The following is a 25,066-nucleotide window of genomic DNA, read 5'->3' on the forward strand; positions in this document are numbered from 1 at the left end:
CTAAATCTCACGGGCCAGGTACACGATCAGCCCCGTCACCGCCACTTGCACGAGGCACATCGCGGCGACGGTCGCCTCGGTGCCGTAGTGCATCTGGTTGAACAGGTCGAGGACGTACACCGTCAGGTGTGGCGGCACAACGAGCTTGCTCGCGCTCACTTCGCCGAGGCTCAGCACCGCAACCGCGACGGCGGCCGCACCGAAGGCACTTCGGGTCAACGGCCAGCCGACGTACCGCCACGGGCGGACGCCGTCTAGCTTCGCGGTCTCGTGGAGTTCCTTCGGGATGACACGCACGGCCGGGTAAAGGATCGCGACGGCCACCGGGAAAAAGCGGATCGCACACGCCCACACGCCCGGCAGCGGCGACGGCTGGTCGTACAACGCCGACCGCACCGGCGGGAAGTCGAGCGACAGGCCGAGCGAGTTCAGGACGCATTCTTCGAGCGTCAGCAGGTGCCCGATCAGTTCCTTCAAGCCCAGACCGATCAGAGGTCCCGGCGTGAGGGCGAGCGTCACGGCGGCGGCGATCACGCGCGTCGGCCGTTCGCGGTTCGCCCAGCAGAACCACGCGGCCAAGCTCGCCGTGAGCAGGCCGGTGAGTGCCGACGATAGTGCGCCCGACGCGATGCTGACACCGGAGAGCGTGACGGTGCGCTCGACCTGCGTGCCGAGGTTGCCGAGGCTCCAACCGCCGGCCGTGGTGCCGGCCTTCCAGAGCAGGGCCGCGAGCGGGAGCAGGGCCGTCACGGCGGTCGCGATCCAGGCTAACGCCGCGGGCAACCACCGTCGGCGGAAGGCGAGCGGACGGCCCACGGCGGCGACCGATTCGGTCGGGAAGAATCGCGTCACCAGGGGTTTCGAAAGGAGGACGGCCACGCGGCACGCCGCGAGCCACACGGGGAGGGTGACGGCCACCGCCGCCGCAACGCCGGCCGGGAAGCCGACGAGTTGCGTGTAGACTTCCTCCGCGAAGGTCCGCACCATCATTGGGTCGGTGACGGCGATCTCCGTCGCCGTCTGCGCGACCACGAACCCCGCCGACGCCGCCACGGCCAACGCCACCCGTGGTAACAACACGTGGCGGAACAGTCGCGTCGGCCCGCCGGTCATGGTCGCCTCGTCTTCGAGGTCGCGGTCGGTGTGCCGCAGCCCGGCGGCCACGATCCACGCGACCCACGGCACGGCCGCCATCCCGTGGACCCACGCGGCCGGCAGCAAACCCTGGTTCCACGGCCGCCATGCGACTTCGCCCGGTTCAAGCGTCAGCGGCGGCAGCCACGAGCCGAGCACGATCTGCCACGCCACGGCGTACACCGGCAGCGGCACGAAGAGCGCGAGTAACAGCACGCCGCGCACGAACCGCCGGCCGGGAAACGGAACGCGCTCCGTCGCAACGCCGAGCAGCGTGCCAAGCGGCACTGCGATCAGCACCGCGGCTAGCGCGAGCAGGGCCGTGTTCGCCAGCAGCAACATCACGCGGTCGGCTTCCCGCCAAGACTGCCACGCGGTCGGTGTGCGCACGACTTCGCCCACCACGCACGCGAGCGGCCCGAGGAAGACGAACGCGAACACGAGCCGCAGGACCATTGCCCACCACCAGAACGAAAAAAGCCCAGCCGCGGTCGCGGCTGGGCTTCGGCTGTCACCGCGGGGTGATTACGCCTTCTTGCCTTCGAGCATGTCCCAGCCCTTGCGGTACTCGTACTTGATGTACTGAGCCGCGTCCGGGTTGCCCTTGCACTCCAGCGTTTCCGGGTTGAAGTCGAACTCCTTGCCGGTGCGGATCGCCACGTTACCGAGGACGAACGCCCCGGCGAGGTACGCGGCGATCTCGAAGTTCGAGAACGCCAGTTCCGGCTTGCCAGCCTTGATGGCCTCGACCCACTCGTTCTTCTGGCCCTGGTCGCCCTTGCCGTTCACGGCCAGCTTCTCCGGCTTCGTGCCGCTGTTCGTGCTCGTCACTGGCGACCCGTCGAGCGTGCCGAAGTACACGGTCGCGCCGTAGTCGTCCGGCGAATACGCGAACCCCTTCGAACCGATGACCAAGCTGCCGCTGTTGACCAGGGCCTTGTTCGTCTTCGGGTTGGTGTCGATGGCCAGACACTTCTTCACCCACTCGTCCGACGGGGTGAGCTTCTTGCCTTCCTTCGTCTTCCCTTCGTACCAGTGGGCCGTCACCGGCGGCAGGTCGCCGCGGGCCGGGAACTGGAAAGTGACGTGGGCCGAACTCGGGCACGTCTCCGGGTTCACGTCGGTGGCCGTGGCCGAGACGTGCGAAGGCATTTGCAGCTTCAGCGCGCGGAAGGCCATGTTGGCCGTGTGACAGGCCATGTCGCCGATCGCACCCGTACCGAACGTCCACCAGCCGCGCCAGTTGAAGTCGTGGTAGCAGCCCCGCTTGCCCTTGTTCGGGCCGTGGGCGTAGGGGCGTTCCGGGGCTGGCCCGAGGTACGATTGCCAGTCGAGGTATTCCGGCACCGGGGCGTCCGGGTAGCGGGCCGTCACGACCGGGGCCTGCGGCCACACCGGGCGGTTCGTCCAGACGTGGATTTCCTTCACCTCGCCGATCTTGCCTTCTTGAATGAGTTCGACCGCCCGGCGGAGGCCGCTCTCCGTGGACCCCTGGTTGCCCATCTGGGTGCAGACGCCGGTCTGCTTGGCGATCTTCCGCAGCAGGTCGTTCTCGAACACGGTGCGGGCGAGCGGCTTCTGGACGTAGACGTGCTTCTTCTCCCGCATGGCCATCGCCGCCGGCAGGGCGTGCATGTGGTCCGGCGTGCTGATGGTGAAGGCGTCGACCGTCTTCATCAGTTCGGCGTCGTCGAACAGCTTGCGGAAGTCGGACACGCCCTTCGCCTTCGGCCACTTCTTGAGTTTCGCGCCGAGGTTGTCCTTGTCCACGTCACACAGGCCGACGACTTCCATCAGGTTCGCGGCCTGATCGATGTCGCTGGAACCCTTGCCGCCGACGCCGATGCCGGCGACGTGGAGCTTGTCGTTGGCCCCGTACACCTTGCTGACCGAGATGGCCGGGGCGGTGAACAGGTACCCGAGGCTACCGGCCGTGCCGAGTTGCACGAACCGGCGACGGTTCATTCGCGTGCTCATGGAGACGAGTTCCTAAAAGAGAGGAGAAAAGTCCAAAGGGTAGGCACCAGCAGGCCGCCGGTGTGTTCACAGTGTAGCCGGCCCGCCGGCGGGGGCAACGGGGGGTACTAAATCATCCCCGACTCGCCGCACGTATCATCCTGGAAGGGGTCCGTTCGAGCAGCACGCGGATTCGCTCCGTCGAAGTGATCGGCCGACGCAATCTCGGTTTTGGCCCCGCCGGGGCAGAAGACACCAAGGAGCAACTGATGTCGTCACGCCGCCTGTCGCCGGGCTTCGCCGGCCGTCGCACGGAGCTCGTCCACGCTCACCGTGGCCGTGCCGACCTTACCGACGACCACGGCCGCGGCCGCGCTCGCGAGGCGGCACGCCGTTTCGAGAGAACCGCCGACCGCGAGGGCGAGCGTCAGAGTACTCGCGACCGTGTCGCCGGCCCCGGTCACGTCGTAGACTTCGCGTGCCTGTGTGGGGATGTGGACCATCGGCCGGTGCCGCTCGAAGAGCGACATGCCGGCCGAACCCTGCGTGATAAGGATTGACGTGTCGAGTTGCTCGCCCAGGTCGCGGCCGGCGGTTCGCACGCTCTCGGCGTCGCGGAGGTCGCGGTTCAGCACCTTCGCGGCTTCCAGTTGGTTCGGCTTCACCACCGTCGCGCCGCGGTACTTCGCGTAATCGACGCCCTTCGGATCGACGACCACCGGCAGTCGCGCCTCGCGGCACTTCGCGATCAGTTCCCCGACGAACCGCGGCGTGATAACGCCCTTGCCGTAGTCGGACACCACGCACCCGCGCACGCCCGGCAGCACGGCGTCGATGCGCGCCAGCAAAGCGTCTTCCAGGTCGCGTTCGATAGCCCCCGGCTTCTCGTGGTCCACGCGGAGCATCTGCTGGCTGTGGGCGATGACCCGCGTCTTCGTCGTCGTCGGCCGACGGCTGTCGCGGACCACCGGGCCGACGTCCACGCCGGTGTCGCGGAGCAAGTCGCACACGGTCTCACCGTTCGCATCGTCCCCCACCAACCCCGCGAGGAACGGCGTGCCGCCAAGAGCGGCGACGTTCGCGGCCGTGTTCGCGGCCCCGCCGGCCACGAAGGTTCGCTTCTGCACTTCGACGACCGGCACCGGCGCTTCCGGCGAGATGCGGGTGACGCTGCCCCAGACGAACTCGTCGAGCATCAGGTCGCCGACGACCAGCACCGGGCAGCCGCGGAAGCGAGAGAGCAGTTCAGCCGGCGTCACGCGAAGTCTCCGAGTGCGTGCAGAATTTCGGGCCAGCCCGTGTCCGGGCGGAGGAGGAAAGCCGTGGCCTCGAAGGCCCGTCCCGCCTCCACGTCCGACGGCTTGTCGCCGATCATTACGGCCGGGCGGCCGACCATGTCGAGCGACTCGGCAGCATGTTTCAGCAACCCGGTCCGCGGCTTGCGGCAGTCGCAGCCGTCGTCGGGGCCGTGCGGGCAGTAGAAGCACGGCAACCGCACGCCGGATTCCGCCGCGAAGAGCTCGACGAACCGCTCGTGAACGGCGACCGCTTGTTCCGGCGAAATCTTCCCGCGGGCGAGGCCCGACTGATTGCTGACCACGGCCGGCACGAACCCGCGGCCGACGAGTTCGCGAACCGCGGTCGCCGCGTTCGGGATCAACCGCACGGCCGCAGGGTCGTTCGGGTAGCCGGTGTCCTCGATGAGCGTGCCGTCGCGGTCGAGCAGGAGCAGCACGCCGTCACGCGGCACGGTTGATTCTCGCGATCAGGTCCGTCGTCGAGACGCCGGCCACCAACGGCAGGTACGCGATCTTCCCGCCGTAGCCTTCGACGATCGCTCGTTCCGGCACCGGCCGACCGTGCGGTGGGGCGTACTCGGCCCCCTTGCAGTGAACGTCCGGTTGCAGTTTCGCGAGGGCCGCTTCCGGCGTCGGCTCGTCGAACACGACGACGAAGTCCACGCACTCGACGGCTGCCAGCATTTCGGCCCGCTCGCCTTGCGACAGGATCGGCCTGAGTGGCCCTTTGTTCCCCTTCACCGAGGCGTCAGAGTTCAGCCCGACGATGAGGAGGTCGCCGAGTTGTCGGGCCGACGCCAGACTCGACAGGTGGCCGGGGTGCAGGAGGTCGAAGCAACCGTTCGTCCAGACGACGGTGCGACCGGTTTGGCGGAACTGCTCGCGGACGGTCAGCAGCGTCGGCCAATCGACGATCTTCTCGCGGGGCTTCCACGTGGGCATGTGCGGCATCCTGGGTGCGGCGTGTCCGTCCGATAGGAGTACCACGCGGGGGAAATGGGGTGCAAGGCGAACTCAGAGCCGCCCCTTCTCCAGCGGCACGGGGGTCGCTTCGATCAGTTTCTTGATGATGTCGTCGGTGGTGATGCCGTCGGCGTCGGCGTGGAACGTCGTCATGATGCGGTGCCGCAACACCGGTAGCGCGACGGCTTTGATGTCGTCGGTCGTGACGTGGACGCGGCCGTACAGGATCGCCCGCGTCTTGCCGCCGAGGATGAGGAACTGACACGCCCGCGGGCCGGCCCCCCAACTCACGAGTTCCGGCACCCACTTCGGCGCGTCCTTCTCTTTGGGCCGCGTGGACCGCACGAGGTCGGCGACGTACGCGAAGATGTGGTCGGCGACCACGACCTGCCGGACGACCTGTTGAAACTGCATAATCTGCTTGGCGTCGAGCATCGCCGTCAGTTCCGGCTTGTGGGTGCCGGTGGTCGCCTTCATGATCTGGATTTCTTCCGCCCGCGACGGGTAGTCCACGCGGATGTTGAACATGAAGCGGTCTTGTTGCGCCTCGGGCAGAGGGTACGTCCCTTCCTGCTCGATCGGGTTCTGCGTGGCCAGCACGAAGAACGGCTCCGGCAGTCGGTAAGTTGTCCCGCCGGCGGTGACGTGGTGCTCCTGCATCGCCTCCAGCAGCGCGGCCTGCGTCTTCGGCGGCGTGCGGTTGATTTCGTCGGCGAGGATCATGTTCGCGAACAGCGGCCCCGGCAAGAACACGAACCGTCGGCGGCCGGTCTCCGGGTCGTCTTGCAGGATGTCGGTGCCGGTGATGTCGGCCGGCATTAGGTCCGGGGTGAACTGCACCCGCTTGAACGACAGGTGCAGAATCTTCGCGACCGTGGACACCAGCAGCGTCTTCGCCAACCCCGGCACGCCTACGAGCAAGCAGTGCCCGCGGCTGAACATCGCCATGAGGAGTTGTTCGACGACGGTTTTCTGGCCGACGATCACCTTGCCGATCTGCTCCGACATTCGCTCGTAGGTTGCCGCGAGGTCTTTGATAAGCTGCGCCTCGACGGGGGCGGGGGAACCGGGTTGAGCCATGAGGAAGCGTCTCGCGGTGTCGTGGGTGAAAATCATTCTAGCAGAGGAAGAGGCGAAGATCATGGATCAGGGACGAGGGCGGACTTATGATGAACTCGACCACACACAGAGCCGCCGAGAACATGATGCGAACGACCATTCTTGCCATCGGATTGACCGTCTGCTTCGCCACCAATACGAGCGCCCAGCCTCCCCAAGACTTCGCCGGGCAAGTCCGACAGAACTTCGAGGCGTGGGACACCGACCACGACGGCAAACTCTCGCCGAACGAGGTCGAGCGGGCGGTCGCCGACCCGAAGGTGAAGGGGAACGCCGCCGCGACTGCCGCTGCACTACGGCGAGGGGTTCGGGCGCAAGGCATCAAGTCGTTGAGCCTTCAGCAAATCCTCAACGCGGTGAGAGAACCCGCGAAGGGAACGCCCAAGTACGAGGCGATGTACAAGACGGCCCAGGAGCGGATTCGCACGGCCCACCGCGAACTCTTCGTCTCGGATCAACCAACGGTCGAGTGCATCGGCCAAGGGCACCTCGGCGACTGCTTCCTGCTCGCGACGCTCGGCACCGTGGCGGTCAACGATCCGCAACGACTCAAGGCGATGTTCAAGTTGTTGCCGGAGGAGAAGGTTGAAGTGTCCCTCGGCGGCCGCAAGTTGACGCTCGACTTGCCGACCGACGCGGAAATCTGCATCGGCGCGCAGAACCGCAACGATGGCATGTGGGCCGTCCTGTTCGAGAAGGCCGTCGGCACGATCTACCTCGAACGCCAGAAGACGCCGAACCACGTCACGCCGTTGAGCATCGTCGGCGTCGGCGGGTCACCGCACCTGCCGCTGGAACTGCTGACCGGCCACGCGATCAAGCGGACCGGGTGCGAAGACTTCCAGCGAGACAAACTCGACGCGGAGGCCAGGGATAAGAAGCTGGCGGAAGTGCGCGGAAAACTGACGGAGGCGTTCCGCCACAAGCGGCTCATCGTTGGCGGCACGGCCGCCCTCGGCGGCAAACAGACCGTCGTGCCGGGGCTGTACTACAACCACTCCTACGGCGTTCTCGCGTTCAACGACAAGACGGACGAAGTCACGTTCTGGAACCCGTTCGGCAACCGCTACACGCCGAAAGGCTCGCCCGGCCTCACGACCGGCTATGCGACCGAACACGGCCGCTTCACCATGCCGCTGACCGAAGCGGTGATGTGGTTCGGCTCGTTCTCGATCGAGTCCAACGAGCCGGCGAAGTAGATCGGGACAAGATGCGCAACTATCGTTGGTGTTCCTGGCTCCAGATCGAACTGTGCGTGCAGTTCGTTATCACGGAGATTGCCCTCTGGGACGCACGGGCAAATCTCGCGTGGCAACGGTCGCACCCGCAACTCCACGGAGCTTACAACGTCTTGGGCGCTCAAATCTGGGGCGGCGTAGTCGGGAGCATGAGCCTGCTGGTGGCCGCGCTGGTTGGAATCGTGCTGATCTTCGCGGCCATCTTTGCGCGAAACCTGGTGTCCGGCCAGCGACGATGGGGCTGGGTCGCAACGGCTCTGATCGTTCCTGCCATGATCGGGGCCAGCCTCTACTGGTGGCGGTATCCCCGATGGGATGCGTAAGCGGTTCGCCTCAAATCATCTGTTTGTCTGTTCTTGTGGCGAATTAGTCAGGCGAAATCTCAATCGAGAGGGGCTTCGCGAGCGGGACTTGTCGAGGCGGGCGCATTTTCCGGGAACTTCCCTCTTTGATGGCGCATCATACCCACAGATGTGAAACCTTGCGGAACCTCTTGCACGGCGCAGGGTTTCATCTCATAATCCACCTTAGCTTTCACTTGCCGGCATAACCGGCGCTTCCCACGAGGACGATTGCGATGTTCGGAATCACCGACCGCCGACACTTCATGGCCCACGCCGCCGGCGCCGCGGCTGTTACCGTTCCCGGCCTGTCGTTCCTCACCGGCCTCCGCGCTCAAGCCGCGGAACTGAAGAAGAAGAACAAGAGCCTCATCATCCTGTGGATGGGCGGCGGCCCGGCCACGATCGACCTCTGGGACATGAAGCCCGGCACCGCGAACGGCGGCGAACACAAGCCGATCAGCACCGCGGCCGGCAGCGACGTGAAGATCACCGAACACCTGCCGATGGTCGCCAAGCAGTTCAAGAACCTGTCGATCATCCGCTCGCTGCAAACCCGCGAAGGCGACCACCAACGCGGCACGTTCCTCATGAACACCGGCCGGTCGCCCAGCCCGCTGACCGAGTTCCCGAGCATCGGCTCCGTCATGTCGTACTACCAAGCGATGGACGTCGAGGCGATGAAGAACGCCGACATCCCGAGCTTCATCAGCGTCGGCGGCGGTCGGGTCGGCCCCGGCTTCCTCGGCATGAAGTACGCCTCGTTCAACGTGCAGAACCCCGGCACCCCGCCGGAAAACGTGTCGGCCCCGGTCAGCATGACCCAGATGGACCGCCGCAAGGTGCTATTCGAATCGCTCGAAGGCGGCTTCAAGACGAACGTCCCGATGGACGCCGCCAAGGCGCACAAGGAAGTCTACGACAAAGCCCTGAACCTCGTCACCAGCAGCCGCAAGGAAGTCTTCAACCTCGACAAGGAACCCGCCGCCCTCCGCGAAGAGTACGGCCGTACCGGGTTCGGTAACGGTTGCCTCCTCGCCCGGAAGTTGGTCGAAGCCGGCGTCGCCGCGGTTGAAGTCAGCCTCGGTGGTTGGGACATGCACAACGGCATCTTCGCCGCCCTGCAACGCCGCCTGCCGGAACTCGACAAGGGCATGTCGGCCTTGACCCGGGACCTGGCCGACCGCGGCAAGCTGAAGGACACGGTCATCGTGTGGATGGGCGACTTCGGCCGCACGCCGAAGATCAACCAGAACGGCGGCCGCGACCACTGGCCGCGATGCTGGTCGGTCGTCGTCGGCGGTGGCAACATCAAGGGCGGCGTCGCTTACGGGGCCACCGACGAGAACGGCACGGGCGTCAAGGACAGCCCGGTGGACATCCTCGACCTGTACGCGACGATCTACAAGGGCCTCGGCATCGACCCGTCGCCGCAACAAGTCGCCGACGTCCGCGACAACCTCGGCCGCCCATACTACATCGCCGGCGACAAGCCGAAGTGGATCAAGGAACTCGTGGGCTGATCCTCGTTCACACAGCCGACCTGTTTCCGCACCGGCGACCCTTTCGGGTCGCCGGTGTTTTTTTATTGCTATTGGGCTTCTCTTCGCGTGAACTGAAGGCATGACCTTCTCAACCTCTCTCGCCCTGCTGTTCCTGGCCACGACTCTCGAACCCTCGCCGACTGCGATTCGCGGATCGGTCGAGAAGGCGTTACCGCTCTTGAAGGCCGCCGCCGAAACGCACGCCGAAAAGAAGAGCTGTTTCGCCTGCCACAACCAGGCGTACCCGATGGTCGCGTTCGACGCCGCCTGCAAACTCGGCTTCGCGATGGACGAGGAGCTTCGCTCGGCGCAGGTCGATCACGTCCGCGAGTTCGTGAAGAAGAACCGCAAGGAGTTCGACAAGGGCACCGGCACCGGCGGGCAGATCGACACGGCCGGGTGGCTGCTCTACACGCTGGAGTTTGCCGGCGAGAAGCCGGACGACGATACCGCCGCCGTCGCGGGGTACGTCTTGCAACGGCACGCCGACCGCAAGCACTGGACCACATCGTCGAACCGCCCGCCGACGCAGATGAGTTCGTTCACGTCGAGCTATTTGGCCGTGCGCGCGCTGAAGGCATGGGGCACTGAGAAGCAGAAGGACGCGATTGCGAACCGCTCGGCCGCTGCCCTCGCCTGGGCGGTTCAAACGCCGGCGAAGGAGAACGAGGACCGCGTGTACCGCCTGCGGTTGCTGCATATCGCGGGGGCAACCGAAAGCGTAACGAAAGAGGCGGTGCGGGAGTTACTCGATGCGCAACAGTTCGACGGCGGGTGGGCACAGAAGTCCGACCTGCCGAGCGATGCCTACGCAACGGCGACCGCCCTCGCCGCACTGTCGGCCGTTGATACGGAAGCGGTGCAGCAACTCGCTTACCGCCGTGGTGTGAATTATCTGCTGCGGACCCAACTCGCCGACGGGTCGTGGCACGTGAAAACGCGAAGCCCGGTGATCCAACCGTATTACGAGTCCGGCTTTCCGCACGAGAAAGATCAGTTCATCTCCGTGACCGCGACGAGTTGGGCCGTGGTGGCACTCGCGGCCGCCTGGCGCGAATGAGAATCTTCACATTTTTCGGAATAACCCCGTCGCCGGCGCATCGTTCTTGCTGATGCTGTCACGCACTGCGTGCGGTTCACCGGGTCGCGGACCCGGTATCCTCTCTCGCGATTTCGGAGTTGATCCCATGCGCAAGATCCTGTTCGCACTCGCCCTTACCGCCGGCCTGGGTTTCACCGTCGGCTGCAACGGTTCGTCTTCGTCCTCGCCGGCCGTGGACAAGGCCAAGAGGGACGCGAAGGACGCTGAACACGCGGCCAAGAAGGAAAAGGACGATAAGGTCGATGCGGCCAAGAAGGAAAAGGACGCCCACGTCGATGCGACCAAGAAAGAGGGTGACGCCCACGTCGATGCGACCAAGAAAGAGGGTGACGCCCACGTGAAGAAAGTAGAGGAAGCCACGGCGGCCGACAAGAAGGCCGTGGACGACGCGACGACGGCCGACCTGAAGGCGATCGACGACAAGATCAAGACGCTGAGCGGCGACGCGAAGAAGAATGCCGACGCCGCACGCGACACGCTGAAGAAGGCGATCGACGAGGCCAAGACGGCTGCGGGCGGGGAAAAGTTCAAGGCCGCGCACGAGCAGGTGAAGGCGAAGTTGGCCGACCTGAAGAAGCAAGTCGGCCTGTAAGCGATGCCCTCTCCCCACGCAGCCCGCGGACTCGTTCCGCGGGCTGCGTCGTTTTAGCCCAACACCCACGGATTGCGGTACTCGTAGGTCAACAGCTTGTTCGCGTCCTCGTCGTTCGTCACGCGCTCGGCCTTCGCGTCCCAGGCGAGGTAGCGCTTGCGTTCGAGGGCCAGTTTCGCCAGCAGTGTTGCCGTCGTCGAACGGTGGCCGACTTCCACCGGGCAGTTCGTGACGGCCCGCGACTTCACGCAATCGAGGAAGTTGCGGGCGTGGGAGGCCGTGTCGGACGGGCCTTTCTTCGCCGGGTGTACCTGCGTAGCCTTGACCGCCCGACCCTGCCTCGTGTTCGACTCCCGCGCGGTCGGGCTGAGGGCGGGAATCTCTTCCAGTCGCATCTTCTCGGGAATGATCTCGTACCCCTGATCGCCGTCGGAAATGAGCATCGTGCCGAGGGTGCCGCGGAACTCCATGTTCCAGCCGCGGAGGTTCGCCGCCGCCCCGTTGGCGTTCACCTGCGTGAACGTCGCAAGGCAGTTGTCGTACTCCCAGACGGCTTCCATCGTGTCGGGGATGTCGCGGTTGTCGGTCACGGCGTACTTGCCGCCGAGGCAGTCCACGCCCTTCGGTGCGTCCTGGCCGAGCGCCCACTGGATGATGTCGAGGTAGTGGGTGCCCATGTTCGTGAGTTGTCCGCCGGAGTAGTTCGAGAACCAGCGGAACTTGTACAGGCACTTGTTCGCGTTGAACGCCGCCTTCGGGGCCGGGCCGAGCCACGTGTCCCAGTCGAGGCCGGGCGGCGGGTCGCCGTCGGCGGGGTTGCCGATGCCCATCGGCGTCTCGTTGCGGTGCATGTAACTCTTCGCGAGCGTCACTTGGCCGATGAACCCGTCGCGGATCATCTTCACCGCCTCTTGCACGTACGGTGTGCTGCGGCGGTGAAGCCCGACCTGCGTGACGCGCTTCGTCTCGGCCGCCACCTGGCACATGCGGCGGCCCTCGCCGATGGTCAGGCTCAACGGCTTCTCGACGTATACGTCCTTCCCCGCCCGGCAGGCGTCCACGAATTGCAGGGCGTGCCAGTGGTCCGGCGTGGCGATCACCGCGGCGTCGATCGACTTCTCGTCGAGCAACTTGCGGTACTCTTTGAAAACCGTGGCCGCGCCGCCGACCTTCTTGTTCGCGGCCGGCAGGTACGGTTCGTACACGTCGCACAGGGCGACGATCTCGCAGTCGAGGTTCACCGTGAATGCGTCGAGGAGTTGGTCGCCGCGGTTGCCGACGCCGATGACGCCGAGGCGAACCTTGTCGTTCGCCCCGAGGACGCGCGAGTACGCGGCGGCGGTGAGCGCGACGGCCGCACCGAACGTGCGGCGGGTGGGCCGGGGCATGACAGTCCTCCGAAGGGGAAACGGGAAGGGACTGCCAGTATAAACCGATCCACGGGAACGGGTAGGCGGTCACTCGCGCGGTGTGAGTTCGAAGGCCCGGTATAAGGGCACGACGGCCCCAAGAAGCGGCGGGAACTTCGATCGGCGGAGCGGCCGGAAGTGTTCGAACAACGTTGGCAGCAATCGCTGCCGCTTGTCGCCGTAGTCCTGCTTCGCGATGGTGCCGGCCATCATCTTCAAGCCGAAGTCGACGACGCGCGAATGACCCGGCGTCACGATGAGGAATCGACCCTCGGGGGCGAGTACGCGGGCGATCTCCCGGCACGCGGCGGCCGCGTCGGGGACGAACTCCAGCGCGCTCACCGACACGACGCGATCAAAGTAGCCGGCGGCGTACGGGAGTTGCTCGGCCGTGCCGCTGACGAGTGCCGCGATGACGGCGTGCCGCCGCAAACTGGCCGTGACCTCGCGGTGATACGGGTGCGGGTCGATGCCGTGCAATTCGTCGCACCGACCGGCGTATTCGGGGAGGACGATGCCGCTGCCGTAACCGATTTCGAGAATCCGGCCGACGCGGGCGGGCAGCATCCGCACGACCATGCGAATGCGAGAGCGGCTGATCCACGAGAGGGGGAACTTGTAGTTCCAATCGGCGTGATCGACCGGCCCCGTTTGGATGAGATCGGCACGGGGGAGTAGGCGAAGGGGCGAACCCACGAGAGAGGCTCCGGGCGTGTGCCGGAAGCCTAGTACGGGATGTCTGAAGGGACGATGAGGATTCGACTCAGTCCGAGCCGCCGAGGGCGTCCATCGCTTCCTGGCGAGTCGTGTAGAGTGCCCAAAGCGTGTCGAGGGCGGTCGTCTTCAACAGTTCACGGATGCGGTCGTTCACGCCGGCGAGCACCAACTCGCCGCCCTGCTGTTTCACCGGCAGGTGGCAGCGTAACAGGAATGCGATGAACGCCGAGCCGAAGTAGCGGACGCCGGTCAGGTCGACGATCAGGTTCGTGGGCGGGTCTTCCTTCAACGGGGCGAGGACCATCTGGGCGGCCGTGTTGATGACCGTGTCCGGCAGGTTCTCGACTTCCGGCGACGGGACGAGGACGGCCATGTCGCCGTGCCGCTTCACCTGAAAGTATTCGTGGGCAAGTTGTTGCACGTTCTCGTCGGTACTCATGAGCCGGACCCTGCCGTGACGGATGGACTGCGTGTCACCACGTTAAACCGAGACGCCACCCAATTCAAGGAATTCCCGGCCCTCCTTCTACGATCAGCCGCTCCAACAAGTTCGCCATCCGGCCCACGACCTCCGGCTGACCGGCGACGTGTTGCACGTCGGAATGGTCCAAAACGCCGGAAGACAGGCCCGCCGCCTTGTTCGTGATGCACGAGATCGCGGCCACCTCCAGCCCGAGTTTTGCAGCCGTTTCCGCTTCGACGGCCGTGGACATGCCGACCGCATCGGCCCCCATTGCCTTCAACGCGCGAATTTCGGCCGGCGTCTCATAGGTTGGCCCCGTGAGAGCAGCGTAAGTGCCAGTGAAAGTTTCGGGAAGAAGTGCGAGCAGCCGCGGCGAATAAACGGATATTGGCTCGGCGGGGCGTTTCCACGCATCGCGGTCGAGCAGTTTGAGGTGGTCGCGAATCGGCATCAGGTCGCCGGGGTGCAGGTCGTCGCAGATGCCGCCGGCGGCGTTCGTTAATAACAGCTTTCGCACGCCCAACTCGGCCGCGAGCCGCACGGTGGCCGTGGCCCGTTCCCAGGTGTGGCCCTCGTAGAAGTGCATCCGGCCCTGAAACACCAGCACCGGCACGCCCGCCCAGTGGCCCAAGATCGCCCGCCCGCCGTGGCCGTGGACCGTGGGGACCGCGAAGCCGGGCAGGTCGCCGAATTTCGCCTCGGCGACGATGGAAATGCGTTCCACCGCCGGGCCGAGGCCAGAACCCAGCACGACGGCGGCCTCGGGGGCAAGTGATCGGGCTGAATCGCGGAAGGCGGCGAACGCGGCCATCACGCCGCGTCCGGCGATTCGCGGGCGGTTTCCCCGGCGTGCCGGTCGCACACGGCGTGTTCGATGAGCGTGGCGCACGCTTCGACGCCGAGGCGGGCAGAGTTCAGCACCATGTCGAACGCGGTCGCCTCCGTCGTCGGCGTTACGAAGTGCGACAGGTACTCGCGGCGGCGCTGCTCGCGGCCGGCGACTTCGGCGGCCGCGTCCGTCGGCGAGAGCCGCAGCAGGTCGGCCATGTACGCCGTCCGCTGTTGAATCGGTGCAACGACCCGCACGTGCAGCGTCGTCTTCGCCGGCAGTACGAAGCCCGCCCCGCGGCCGACGATGATCGTCTCCCCGCGGGCCGCGAGCGCGAGCATCAGACCGACGGTGTCGATGGCGTCGGCCCCTTGCGCGATGACGTTCTTGCTGATGAGCCGGGCGAGTTGGAACTCGGCCCACTCCTTCGCCCCGGCCGGCAGTTCGGCGTGCAGTTCCTCGCGGGCGACGGAATCGCGGGTGAGGAAGTCGAGCGCCTCCTGATCGAAGAGTTGCCAGCCGAGCCGCTCGGCCACGCGGCGGGCGATGCTGCCGCCGCGGGAGCCGACCTCGCGGCTGACGGCCAGCGTCAGGCCGTGCGGCCGCGTCAGGCTCGGCGTCGGCGCCGCGGGTTCGCCCCGGTACCCGTGCCGGGGGGGCTGATTCTCAACGATGTCCGTCATGGCTGTTCCTCGCAGGTGTCTGCGTCACGGCAATTATTTCCTTGCGGCTACACGTCGTCCTTCGGTTCCAACTTCGCGAACCACCACATACCCACCAGCGTCAGCACGATCGAGGCGGCCAGCAGCACGACCCACGCCGTCGTCGGCGTCACCGGGTCGTAGACCTCCAGTTGGTCTTCCGGCACGACCGCCACGGTGGATGCTTCATTGTACATCATCGACCGCACGTAATAGTTCAAGCTCAGACGCTTCAGACTGCCCGGCAGGTTCGCAACCAGCGTTTCGAAGAAGAACACGTACACCAGACCGACGACCGCCGGGCGGCGAAAGATGGCCCCCATCAGGTGAAACAGGGCCGACAGGCCGATGGTGCCGGCGAACACGGCGGGGAGGTACACCTCGAACGCCAACCGGCCGAGTTCGCCGCCGGCGAGGCAAACCGCCGCGAACCCGGCCACTGACACGGCCACGCACCACGGCAGCACGCCGAGGAACTTCGCCAGGTAGACCGCCCCGCGGGGCATCGGCCGCGTCGCCAGCCAGATGAGCGTGCGGCTCTCGCGCTCGCCGCCGATCGCCCCGGAGGCGTAGGCGAGCACGAACAACGGCATCACGAAGCCGAGGAACAGGCCGAACACCACCCACCGCGAGAACCGCAAGAAGGCGTAGTCATCGCGGAACTTCTCGGCCTCGGGATGTTCGCTGACGAGCAGGAACTGCACTGCCGCGATCGGCGCGAGCTTGATCGCCAGTTGTCCTGGTGGCCCCGGGAAGAATGCGTAGAGGGGCAGTCGCTCCTCCGCGTACTGCCGGTGCGTCATCCGCACGGCCCCATCGGTTTTGATGTCGGCGATCCAGCCCGGCCGGTTCTCTAACCGCCACCCGACCGGTCCGTGGGTGTAGACGGCGATGGCCGTGGCCGTGAGGAAGACGAGGCCGAACGTCACCCAAGCGAGCGTGCGAATCCGCCAGTGCCGGAGGAAGGTGAGGCGAACGAGGGCGAAGAACGCCCGGACGGCCGACGGCGCGGGGGAAGTCATGAGTTCGGTATATGGGTGAAGCGATGCCTTAACCGCCCCGCACCCGACACGCCGCGTGGCCGAGGATGACGTTGCCCTCCTTCATCGCCGTCGGCACGGGCGTCCACCCGCGGGCCAGCCTTGCGTCGAGGAGTTCGTCCGGCGTCGGCAGGTGGTCCCAGACGGCGACCGCCGTCACCACGCCGAATCAGGTACACTCGTAGACCAGCCAACACCCGGCCGGGTACGGGAACGGGATGTCGTGGCTGAACTCGTCTTGGGCGATCGCGTCCACCGGCACGGCCGGCGGCGACATCGCGAGCAGCCAGTCGAGGGCGTGCTTGATGGACGTTTGGCGAGAAACGATCCCGGCCAATTCCTCGAATGTCTCGGGCGAGAGGTTCGCCCGGTTCTCGACGGGGAAGGGGTCGGACATGGTCGTTCACTCCTCATCGTCGTCCCAGACTTCCTCGACGGGGTCCGGTTCGGGCGTCGGCTGGAGCATCAGGTGACGGCTGTAGATCGCGACGGTCAGCATCGCAAAGCAGGCCGCCACGACGGCCCACGCACCGAGCCGAGGCCGCCGCCAACAGACGATACCCAGGGCGCCCAGAACGACTAACACGGAAAGTGATTTGAACCCGGCCAGCCCGCGCCAGCCGTACTTCTCCAGCCACGCCCCCGCAACGGGGTTCGATTCGTACGCGCCGGGCTTGGTCAGGACGAGGGCGAACGTCGTCACGAAATCGACGACGCTGAGCAGGCCGAACACGAGCATCCCGTACAGGCAGAAGCGGCGGGCGGTCATGGGGTTCCCGGATTGACGGAGCGTGCCCTCCCCGTCCACCTTACTCCGACCGCGGCCGCGTGTCAGTCGTCAGTCCTTCGGGAACTTCTCGAAGACGGCCGCCTCGACCAAGGTGATGAGGCCGTCTTGGTCGGTGTCACACCGCGAGACGGCGTCGTTCCACGCGGCGACCTCGGACAGTTTCGTGTCCTTGTTGTAAAGCGTGACGAACGGTACGCCGACGTAGGTGCTGCCGATCTCGTGGTCCCGGGACTTCGCCGCCGCCACGAACTTGTCGGCCGCTTCCTGGCATTCGAACTTCACCGGGCGGCGGGCTTCCCCGTCGCGGACGACTTCCGTCTTCGAGAAAAGCGTGATGCAGCCGGGCAGGAGCGTGAGCGATCCGAAGATCGCAACCGCGACGGGCAAGCGGGGCATGAGTCGTCCTCGTTCGGATCGACCGCCCTCATACCGTCGTGCGAAGAAATGGGCAAGAGAGAACGGACTATCGCGCCGGCCGGTGCTCCCGCAGCATGTCCAGCGTCCGCCGCATGTCCGGCGGCAGCGGGGCTTCGACTTCCAGCCAGTTCGCCGTCCGCGGGTGCTTGAACCGCAGGCGGAAGGCGTGCAGGGCTTGCCGCTCCAGCAGGAGTTCGTCGGGGTCGAGCGGCTTCTGGAGCACTTCCGACAGGCGGAACGAACTGCGGCCACCGTAGAGCTTGTCCGACAGGACCGGGCAGCCGACGTGCGCGAGGTGGACGCGAATCTGGTGCGTGCGGCCGGTCTTCGGCTGCACCTTCACGAGCGTGAAGCCGCGGAACCGTTCGACGACTTCGTAGTAGCTGACCGCCTCCTTCGCGTCGGCGTCCTTCGAGACGATCTGCTTGAGGCGGTCGTGCGGGTGCATCTTCATCGGGGCCTCGATGTAGTCGCTGTCGCGGTCGAGTTCGCCGCCGACGAGGGCGATGTACTCCTTGAACATCTTGCGGTGTTCGAACATCTGCGCCAACTCGCGGTGCGTGTGCTCCTCCTTGCCGACGAGGATCGCGCCGCTGGTGTCCTTGTCCAGTCGGTGGACGATGCCGGGGCGATGGCTGCCGTTCGCCTGGCTCAGATGGCCCTGGAAATGGAACTGGAGCGCGTTGACGAGTGTGCCGCTCCAGTTCCCCTTCGCCGGGTGGACGACCATGTTCCAGGGCTTGTTCACGATCGCGAGGAACTCGTCCTCGTACAGAATCTCCAGCGGAATGTTCTCGGCGATGGGGGCCGGGTGGTCCGGTTCCGGCAGCGTCACCTTCAGCACGTCGTGGTTGCGAACCTTGTGACTCGGCTTCGACGGCTTGCCGTTGACGGTGATCGTGCCGTCGCGGATGCCCTCTTGCAAATCGCTGCGGCTGAAGTCCTGGAAGTTGAGGTGCAGGTAGTGGTCGAGCCGCATGCCCTCGGTCTTGACCTTCACGACGAGTTCGATCGGCTCCTGTCCGCGGCGCAACGTGGGCGGCGACGGCGGCAGGGCTTCGTCGTCGAGCGGTTCGTCTTCAGGTTCGGCGTCGGTCATAGGGCACAGTAAGGACGCGGGCCGAAAAAGGGGTCGGGAGTTGTTTCACGGTGAAACAACTCCCGACCCCTTCCCCTGCCTTGTTATCAGGGCGGTATCAGTTCGACCGACTCGACGCCCGTGGCGGCGGTGGGGTCGGGGCCGGCGGCGGGGGTGGCGTTGGGGCCGCGCCGGGGATGCCCGATACGGTCGGTGCGGGGATCGACGGGGCGACCGGTTCGTTCGGCTTCGTCGGGTTCGGCGGCGTCAGGCTGTCGGGCTTCTTCGGCTCCTCAACCGGCGGGCGGTACTTGAATTTGTTGTTGAGGTTGCTGCCGAGTTCGAAGATCGTCTTCGCGTTCGCGTCCAAATCAGCGGCCTTCTTTGTGGCCTGCTCGCCGAGGACGGTCTTGTCGCCGACGGTCTTCGCGTACTCGCGGTACAGTTCGGCCGCCTTCTTGACGCTGCCGCGGGAGTTCTCCGGCGACGTTTCCTTGGCGGCGTCCTTCGGGATGCCCACAAGGGCCAACTCCGCCTTCGCAGCCCCTTCCAGGCACTGCGCCCGCATCGTCAGGTCGTCCTTGTAGTCGTCGGCGAGCTTCGTGAACTGCTCGCGGGCCTTGTCGATGTTGTCGATCGTCTTCTTACGCGCGTCCGCTTCGAACGCTTGAAGCATGAGCTGCGAAATGCCCTGCGACATCAGCACGCGGGCCTCTTGCACCCGGGCGGCCCGGCCGGCGGGCGTGTTCGCGTGCCCTTCGGCGAACTTCTCGTACGAGTCGGGCGTGTTCAGGTTGTCGAAGTTCCGCCACATCTCGGCGTCGGACTTCCGGCCCGACCCGCGGAGGTACAACCAAACGCCGACGATGGCGACCAACAGCACGGCCAGCGCGAGGAAGCGGACGTTGACGAACTGCCCGCCCTTCGCCTTGCCGGCCAGCGACTTCAGCCCTTCCGCGAGGTCGTTCTTCTCGAGGGGGTCGTTGTGTTCGATCTTCATGGGCAGTCCTCGGGAGAACCGGCGCGTCCGCTACAATCCGTTAGTCAGTTATGCTATGTCGAACCCCGGACGCGGGCAACGGGGCGGCTACCGGCTGTTGTAACGGACCACGAAGACGACCCCCTCAAAGTTGATCAGTTGCAGTTCCTCTCGCATCCAATTTTGGACCCGATCGGCTTTGCCCCCGCCCGACCCGGCCCCGATCAAGGGGAACGCGATCGAGTGAAATCCCTGCTGAACGGCAAGGGCCATCGCGTTGCGAACCGATTCGCGCACCGACCACTCCGAAGACCGCCACAACAGGTTGATGCCCGCGACGTGAATGATCGCCTTGAACGGCAGCGTACCCGCGCCGGTCTCGACGGCCCCACCGAGCGGGATCATCCCCCGGCCGGCGAGTTCGCGAAACGGCTCGCTGCCGCCTCGCCGCTTGATGGCGCGCGACACCCCTTGCGGTAGCAACAGCCACCAGGGGAAGAGGTTACGGTTCCAGGCGTTGACGATGACCTCGACCGGTTGGTCGAGCAAATCACCTTCGACAAAGTGGAGTTCCATCGGTGGTGGGTGAGGTTGGGCCGCGTTATGCGTACCGCTTGCGGATCGTCGGGATGAGGTAATCGCGGAACGCGGCGGCGAAGTCGTACCGCGGGGCGTGCCCCCAGTCGCGGACGGCGGCCCCGTCGTTCACGTCGCCCGGCCAACTGTCGATGATGCTCTGCCGCTTCCCGTCCACCTTCGTCGAGACGGCCGCGTTGGGAAATGCTTCCCGCACCACGCGCTCGACTTCCTCGGCAGTCGGAGCGAACGCGCCGATGTTGTAGACCACCCGCGACAACTTCTCCCGCGGGGCGTGCATCAGTTTCAGCACCGCTTCCACCGCGTCCGGCATCGCCATGAACGGGATGCGGGCGTCCGGCCGGACGAAGCAAGAGTACGGCTCCCCCTTCGCGGCCGCGTGGATCATCTCCGGGGCGTAGTCCGACGTGCCGCCGCTCGGCACCGTGAGCGCCGAGATCAGGCCGGAGAAGCGGATGCACCGGAAGTCGATCTTGCCGAGCTTGTCCGTGGCGAGTTGCTTGTAGTGCCGACCGTAGTACCGGCCGAGGTGTTCGCAGTAGAGCTTGTTCGCCCCGTACATCGTCGTCGGTTGCAGGTGTTCGTCTTCCTTCACCCGCCCGGCTTCCGTCTTCTCCCGCAGGGTCGGGAAGCCGTAGGCGGCGATGCTCGACGGGTAGAAAAACGTCACCGGTCGGCCGTGCGATTCGCCCTCCCTCTGGGCGAACTCCAACAGGTTCAGCGTGCCCTCGACGTTCACCTTGTGGGCGAGCGCCGGCGAGAACTCGCTGCGGGTCGAGAGCAGGGCGGCGAGGTGATAAACCTCATCGACCTCGTACTCGGCGTTGATCCGCTCAAGCATCTGCGTGTCGAGGATCGAACCGACGAACTCCTTGCGAACCTTCTTCGCGACTTCGGAGGCGAGCGGATTCAGGTCGAGGGTGATGATCGGCCGGGGGCCGCCGCTGAGGCGGTCGATCAGACCGTGGCCAATTTCCCCCGACGCACCCGTGATGAGGATCGAAGCGTATCGCGACATGGAAGACAATCACGCACTCGTGGAAACGGCGGCCGGTTCGGCCGGGGCGGAGTCCAACTTACTCTTGTGGACGTTGATCGGCACCACGTTCTTGGCGAGGCCGACCAGTTCCAGCATCCGGATGAAGGTGTAAGTCAGGTCCACTTCCCACCAGCGGTGGCCGTGGCTGGCCGACCGCGGGGCGGCGTGGTGGTTGTTGTGCCAGCCCTCGCCGTTGGTCAACAGGGCGACCCACCACGTGTTGCGGCTGAAGTCGCCGGTCTTGTAGTTTTGATAGCCCCAGCGGTGGGCCGCGGAATTCACGAACCAGGTGATGTGCCAGACCCACACGGTGCGGGCAATGATGCCCCAGGCGAACATCTGGGCCGTCGCGGTGATCATCGTGTCCACGCCGCCGACGAGGAAGCCGATGCCGGCCGCGAGAGCCAGTAGCAACACGACGTGGGCGACGTAGAATTTCGCCCAGCGGTTCCGTTTGTGGATCCACCGCAGCCAGTCGTCTTCGAGCAGGTCGGGGATGTACTTGTCGTAGGTCATGAACGAGTTCATGCGGGGGTCGTCGGTGTAAATCCACCCCATGTGCCCCCAGAAGAAGTCTTCCTTCGGGCTGTGCGGGTCGCCGTCGATGTCGCTCTTTTGGTGGTGGATGCGGTGGACACAGACCCACTTGAACGGCGGCGTCTCCAGGCTGCAGATGCCGAAGATGGTGAACGTCTTCTCAAGCCACTTCGGCAGTTCGAGCGAGCGGTGGGTGAGCAGCCGGTGGTAGGCGAGGTTGATGCCGATGCTGCCGAAGATGAAGTTGCCGATGAGCAGGTACGCGGGGAACCACCACGTGAAGAACGGCTCGAAGAACGCGATCGGCAGCAGCAGGTGGAAGCCGATCAGCACGCCGAGGAACAGCGGGATGATGCGGGGCTTCGGGCGTACGATGGCGGTGGTCACGTGCGACGAACTCCTGACGGCAGTGAGAATGGACATCTTAGGCAGAACGGGCGGAAATTCATAGGCCGTTCGACCCGGCCGGGGTGGTGAGAGTTGCGGAACCGCACCGCATCCGATAACCTCAACTTCACACGCCCCGCCGGGAATCCCGCCATGCTCCGTTGTCTTGTCGCGCTCTCGATTTCGCTCCTCATGCTCGCGACCGCGGCCGCTCAGCCGGCGAAGTCGTTCAAGGTACGGTGGTTCGGGCAGTCGTTCTTCCAGATCGAAACGCCCGTTGGCAAGAAGATCGTCCTCGACCCACACCTGATCCCGGCGTTCGGCCGGCCGATCGTAACGGCCGACGTCATCCTCATCTCGCACGAACACAACGACCACAACGCCCTGGAAGCCGTCGAAGGGGCCAAGTCGGCCCGCGTTTTCAAAGGGTTGAAGGAAAATAAGGGCCGCGTCGAGTGGGAGCGGATCGACGAGAAGGTCGGCGGCATCCGCATCCGCAGCGTGGCCAGCTACCACGACAACGAGAACGGCCTCGCCCGCGGGAAGAACACGATCTTCATCGTCGAGGCCGAGGGGTTGACCTTCTGCCACCTCGGCGACCTCGGCCACGAGTTGAACGACGAGCAGATCAAGGCCATCGGCAAGGTCGACGTGCTGATGATCCCCGTCGGCGGCACGTACACGATCAACGGCGAGCAGGCGAAGGCCCTCGTCGAGAAGCTCAAGCCGCGGCTGTTCATCCTGCCGATGCACTACGGCCTGCCGAACTACGACGACCTCAACGGCCCGGACGAGTTCCTCGACGGCCAGAAGCTGAAGGTGAAAAAAGTCCTCACGAGCAACGAACTCGCCATCCCGGCCGACGCGAAGGCCGACGCCCCGACGATCATCCTGCTCTCCCCGGGCGAAATGAAGAAGAAGTAACCGCCCGTCGCGTGAGGGGTTGCTACAATCAGATTCAGGCCGACTCGCCGGCCCTCCCGTCCGTGACGTCCGAGTTGGGTTTATGCCCGTCACCCCGGTCAAGAACCGCCGCACGAACTCGACCACGCGGATGTCCCCGTTGGACCCGCTCGACCCCGCGTCGGACGAAACCGACTACGAGCTCTCCGACTCCGCCATCCTGCCCGCCAACTTCCAACTCGGCATTCTGGAACAAGCCCGCGACGGGGCTCCCGTAGTCGCGAAACTCGACGCGGAAGCCCAGGCCCTTTTCCACCAGCGGTTGATGCTCTGCTGCCTCGTGGCCGCGTTCCCGTTCTTCTTTTTCTTCATCTCGACGCTCATCGGGTTCATCGAACTGTTCGGCCGGCCCGTCGTGGGGTGGACCGGCGTGATCCTGTCGGGGACGGTCGTGGCGATCCAACTCGGCGTGGCCGTCGGGCTGTGGCGGTTGCGGAGCGTTCCCGAGACCGGCCTGCGGGTGGTGGAAATCGCCGTCTTCGGGGCGATGGGCCTGTTCTTCGCCTACTGGTCGTTCGCCCTGCTGACGGCCGACATCCTGTACGGCAGCCTGGAATCGCCCCCGGACGTCGCCGCCCGCCAGGAGCAGTACTCGGTCCTGGCGGCGACGCTCATCGTCCACTTCAACTGGTTCGCGCTGATCGTCTTCCACGGCGTCCTCGTGCCGAACACGCTCGCCCGCGGGGTGGGCGTCATCACGGCCACGGTGCTGGCGGCGCTGCTCATCGACGGCATCGCCGTCGGCCTCCACGGCCCGACGTACCGCAACAAGTGGGTGCTGTTCGCGGTGGCGCTCACCATGCTACCGACCGGGGCGGGGTTGGCGATCTTCGGCACGGCGAAGACGGCCGCCCTGCGGGAAGAAGTACAAGTCGCGAAACAAGCCGTCCGCGAACTCGGCCAGTACCGCCTCCGGCGGAAACTCGGGCAAGGGGGCATGGGCGAGGTTTACCTGGCCGAACACGCGCTCCTGAAGCGGCCGTGCGCGGTCAAGCGGATTCACGCGAAGTACCTGCACAACTCGGAGCAAGTCAAGCGGTTCGAGCGCGAGGTACAGATCACGGCGCAGCTGCGCCACCCGAACACGGTCGTCATCTTCGACCACGGCCGGGCGGACGACGGCACGTTCTACTACGTCATGGAGTACCTGGCCGGGTTGAGTCTGGAAGAGATCGTCAACCGCCACGGCTCGCTGCCGCCCGAGCGGGTGGTCCACCTGATGCGGCAGGTGTGCGGGGCGCTCCGCGAGGCGCACAACATGGGCCTCGTCCACCGCGACATCAAGCCGTCGAACATCGTCGTCCTGCCGGACGGCAGCCCGCACGACCAGGCGAAGTTGGTGGACTTCGGCCTCGTGCAATCGCTGACGCCCGACGACGACCCGGAGGCGCGGATCACCCGCGACGGCCTGATCGTCGGCACGCCGGAGTACATGTCGCCGGAACAAGCCCAGGGCATGACCCTGGACGAGCGGAGCGACCTGTACAGCCTCGGCAGTGTGATGTACTTCCTGCTGACCGGCCGCGAGGCGTTCCACCGCGAGAACCCGGTGAAGACCCTCCTGGCCGTGGTGAACGAGAACGCGAAGCCGATCGCGCAGGTCAACCCGGACGTGCCGGCCGACCTCGCGGCCGTCGTCGATCGGTGTCTGGCGAAGTCGCTGGAGAAGCGGTACGCGAAGGCCGCCGATTTGGAAGCCGCCCTGGCCCGGTGCGGCTGTGCCGCTGACTGGACGGGCGAACAAGCCCTCGCGTGGTGGGGGGACCACCCAAAGGCCGACCCCACCGGCACCGACTTGAACAGCCTCCCGTACAAGGATTGACGGGAGGCCGC

At 65.7% G+C, this 25,066-nt stretch carries 28 protein-coding genes; 7 read left to right on the forward strand and 21 right to left on the reverse strand.

Features of this window, described 5'->3' with window-relative positions; all coding sequences use genetic code 11:
* The 6 genes from PX52LOC_RS39310 to PX52LOC_RS39335 form a co-directional block, all read right to left on the reverse strand.
* Positions 1–1,590 carry an ABC transporter permease gene (locus PX52LOC_RS39310; RefSeq protein ID WP_149115208.1) on the reverse strand — a complete coding sequence of 530 codons (1,590 nt, stop codon included), beginning with the start codon at positions 1,588–1,590 and terminating at the stop codon, positions 1–3.
* Between the two features lie 69 nt (positions 1,591–1,659).
* Positions 1,660–3,111, reverse strand: coding sequence for a Gfo/Idh/MocA family protein (locus tag PX52LOC_RS39315; protein WP_149115209.1), 1,452 nt, complete (start codon positions 3,109–3,111; stop codon positions 1,660–1,662).
* Positions 3,112–3,365: 254 nt separating this feature from the next.
* A complete protein-coding gene (rfaE1, locus tag PX52LOC_RS39320; protein ID WP_149115210.1) occupies positions 3,366–4,349 on the reverse strand; it encodes a D-glycero-beta-D-manno-heptose-7-phosphate kinase in 984 nt (327 codons plus the stop codon).
* The gene (locus PX52LOC_RS39325) at positions 4,346–4,840 is read right to left on the reverse strand and encodes a D-glycero-alpha-D-manno-heptose-1,7-bisphosphate 7-phosphatase (RefSeq protein ID WP_149115211.1); all 495 of its coding nucleotides are present in this window, start codon (positions 4,838–4,840) and stop codon (positions 4,346–4,348) included. Before PX52LOC_RS39325 ends, rfaE1 begins: the two co-directional genes overlap by 4 nt.
* On the reverse strand, positions 4,830–5,330 hold the full coding sequence (locus PX52LOC_RS39330) for an adenylyltransferase/cytidyltransferase family protein (RefSeq protein ID WP_218575246.1): 501 nt from the start codon (positions 5,328–5,330) through the stop codon (positions 4,830–4,832). Before PX52LOC_RS39330 ends, PX52LOC_RS39325 begins: the two co-directional genes overlap by 11 nt.
* Before the next feature lie 72 nt (positions 5,331–5,402).
* Entirely contained in the window at positions 5,403–6,431 is a 1,029-nt protein-coding gene (locus PX52LOC_RS39335; protein WP_149115213.1) for an AAA family ATPase, read from the reverse strand.
* A 122-nt stretch (positions 6,432–6,553) separates the two neighbouring features.
* On the opposite strand from PX52LOC_RS39335, the gene PX52LOC_RS39340 reads away from it, so the two are divergent.
* From PX52LOC_RS39340 to PX52LOC_RS39360, 5 genes are all read left to right on the forward strand, one after another.
* Positions 6,554–7,669, forward strand: a complete 1,116-nt coding sequence (locus PX52LOC_RS39340) for a C2 family cysteine protease (RefSeq protein ID WP_168219491.1) — start codon at positions 6,554–6,556, stop codon at positions 7,667–7,669.
* Between the two features lie 11 nt (positions 7,670–7,680).
* Positions 7,681–8,031, forward strand: coding sequence for a hypothetical protein (locus tag PX52LOC_RS39345; protein ID WP_149115215.1), 351 nt, complete (start codon positions 7,681–7,683; stop codon positions 8,029–8,031).
* 254 nt (positions 8,032–8,285) lie between these two features.
* A complete protein-coding gene (locus tag PX52LOC_RS39350) occupies positions 8,286–9,572 on the forward strand; it encodes a DUF1501 domain-containing protein (protein WP_149115216.1) in 1,287 nt (428 codons plus the stop codon).
* Between the two features lie 100 nt (positions 9,573–9,672).
* Positions 9,673–10,653 (forward strand): prenyltransferase/squalene oxidase repeat-containing protein, encoded by a 981-nt coding sequence (locus tag PX52LOC_RS39355; RefSeq protein ID WP_149115217.1) that lies wholly within the window; start codon positions 9,673–9,675, stop codon positions 10,651–10,653.
* A 127-nt stretch (positions 10,654–10,780) separates the two neighbouring features.
* A complete protein-coding gene (locus PX52LOC_RS39360; protein ID WP_149115218.1) occupies positions 10,781–11,287 on the forward strand; it encodes a hypothetical protein in 507 nt (168 codons plus the stop codon).
* A gap of 53 nt (positions 11,288–11,340) precedes the next feature.
* Here PX52LOC_RS39360 and PX52LOC_RS39365 read toward each other — a convergent pair whose 3' ends face one another.
* The 15 genes from PX52LOC_RS39365 to PX52LOC_RS39430 all read right to left on the reverse strand — a co-directional run bounded on the left by PX52LOC_RS39365 (position 11,341) and on the right by PX52LOC_RS39430 (position 22,270).
* Positions 11,341–12,675: a Gfo/Idh/MocA family protein gene (locus PX52LOC_RS39365; protein ID WP_149115219.1), complete on the reverse strand. Its 1,335-nt coding sequence runs from the start codon at positions 12,673–12,675 to the stop codon at positions 11,341–11,343.
* Between the two features lie 69 nt (positions 12,676–12,744).
* Complete coding sequence (locus PX52LOC_RS39370; protein ID WP_149115220.1) at positions 12,745–13,392, reverse strand: class I SAM-dependent methyltransferase; 648 nt, start codon at positions 13,390–13,392, stop codon at positions 12,745–12,747.
* A gap of 67 nt (positions 13,393–13,459) precedes the next feature.
* Positions 13,460–13,852 carry an STAS domain-containing protein gene (locus tag PX52LOC_RS39375; protein ID WP_149115221.1) on the reverse strand — a complete coding sequence of 131 codons (393 nt, stop codon included), beginning with the start codon at positions 13,850–13,852 and terminating at the stop codon, positions 13,460–13,462.
* Between the two features lie 64 nt (positions 13,853–13,916).
* Positions 13,917–14,687, reverse strand: a complete 771-nt coding sequence (locus PX52LOC_RS39380; RefSeq protein ID WP_149115222.1) for a purine-nucleoside phosphorylase — start codon at positions 14,685–14,687, stop codon at positions 13,917–13,919.
* Positions 14,687–15,388, reverse strand: coding sequence for a cytidylate kinase-like family protein (locus PX52LOC_RS39385; protein WP_149115223.1), 702 nt, complete (start codon positions 15,386–15,388; stop codon positions 14,687–14,689). Before PX52LOC_RS39385 ends, PX52LOC_RS39380 begins: the two co-directional genes overlap by 1 nt.
* Positions 15,389–15,435: 47 nt before the next feature.
* The gene (locus PX52LOC_RS39390) at positions 15,436–16,428 is read right to left on the reverse strand and encodes an ABC transporter permease (RefSeq protein WP_149115224.1); all 993 of its coding nucleotides are present in this window, start codon (positions 16,426–16,428) and stop codon (positions 15,436–15,438) included.
* Positions 16,429–16,456: 28 nt separating this feature from the next.
* Complete coding sequence (locus tag PX52LOC_RS41530; protein ID WP_168219492.1) at positions 16,457–16,606, reverse strand: hypothetical protein; 150 nt, start codon at positions 16,604–16,606, stop codon at positions 16,457–16,459.
* 9 nt (positions 16,607–16,615) lie between these two features.
* On the reverse strand, positions 16,616–16,843 hold the full coding sequence (locus PX52LOC_RS39395; protein WP_149115225.1) for a hypothetical protein: 228 nt from the start codon (positions 16,841–16,843) through the stop codon (positions 16,616–16,618).
* Positions 16,844–16,849: 6 nt separating this feature from the next.
* Entirely contained in the window at positions 16,850–17,215 is a 366-nt protein-coding gene (locus PX52LOC_RS39400; RefSeq protein WP_149115226.1) for a DUF5658 family protein, read from the reverse strand.
* A gap of 69 nt (positions 17,216–17,284) precedes the next feature.
* Positions 17,285–17,632 (reverse strand): hypothetical protein, encoded by a 348-nt coding sequence (locus PX52LOC_RS39405; protein ID WP_149115227.1) that lies wholly within the window; start codon positions 17,630–17,632, stop codon positions 17,285–17,287.
* 67 nt (positions 17,633–17,699) lie between these two features.
* Complete coding sequence (locus PX52LOC_RS39410) at positions 17,700–18,752, reverse strand: RluA family pseudouridine synthase (protein ID WP_149115228.1); 1,053 nt, start codon at positions 18,750–18,752, stop codon at positions 17,700–17,702.
* Positions 18,753–18,849: 97 nt separating this feature from the next.
* Positions 18,850–19,731, reverse strand: coding sequence for a hypothetical protein (locus PX52LOC_RS39415; protein WP_149115229.1), 882 nt, complete (start codon positions 19,729–19,731; stop codon positions 18,850–18,852).
* An 87-nt stretch (positions 19,732–19,818) separates the two neighbouring features.
* Complete coding sequence (locus tag PX52LOC_RS39420; RefSeq protein ID WP_149115230.1) at positions 19,819–20,286, reverse strand: macro domain-containing protein; 468 nt, start codon at positions 20,284–20,286, stop codon at positions 19,819–19,821.
* Positions 20,287–20,311: 25 nt separating this feature from the next.
* Positions 20,312–21,325 carry an NAD-dependent epimerase/dehydratase family protein gene (locus tag PX52LOC_RS39425; RefSeq protein WP_149115231.1) on the reverse strand — a complete coding sequence of 338 codons (1,014 nt, stop codon included), beginning with the start codon at positions 21,323–21,325 and terminating at the stop codon, positions 20,312–20,314.
* A 9-nt stretch (positions 21,326–21,334) separates the two neighbouring features.
* The gene (locus PX52LOC_RS39430; protein ID WP_168219493.1) at positions 21,335–22,270 is read right to left on the reverse strand and encodes an acyl-CoA desaturase; all 936 of its coding nucleotides are present in this window, start codon (positions 22,268–22,270) and stop codon (positions 21,335–21,337) included.
* Between the two features lie 153 nt (positions 22,271–22,423).
* On the opposite strand from PX52LOC_RS39430, the gene PX52LOC_RS39435 reads away from it, so the two are divergent.
* On the forward strand, positions 22,424–23,194 hold the full coding sequence (locus PX52LOC_RS39435) for an MBL fold metallo-hydrolase (protein ID WP_149115233.1): 771 nt from the start codon (positions 22,424–22,426) through the stop codon (positions 23,192–23,194).
* An 82-nt stretch (positions 23,195–23,276) separates the two neighbouring features.
* Complete coding sequence (locus tag PX52LOC_RS39440; protein ID WP_149115234.1) at positions 23,277–25,055, forward strand: serine/threonine-protein kinase; 1,779 nt, start codon at positions 23,277–23,279, stop codon at positions 25,053–25,055.
* The last annotated feature ends 11 nt before the right edge of the window (positions 25,056–25,066 follow it).

Origin of the sequence: Limnoglobus roseus, from assembly GCF_008254045.1 — a bacterium.
GTDB classification, from domain to species: Bacteria; Planctomycetota; Planctomycetia; order Gemmatales; family Gemmataceae; genus Limnoglobus; species Limnoglobus roseus.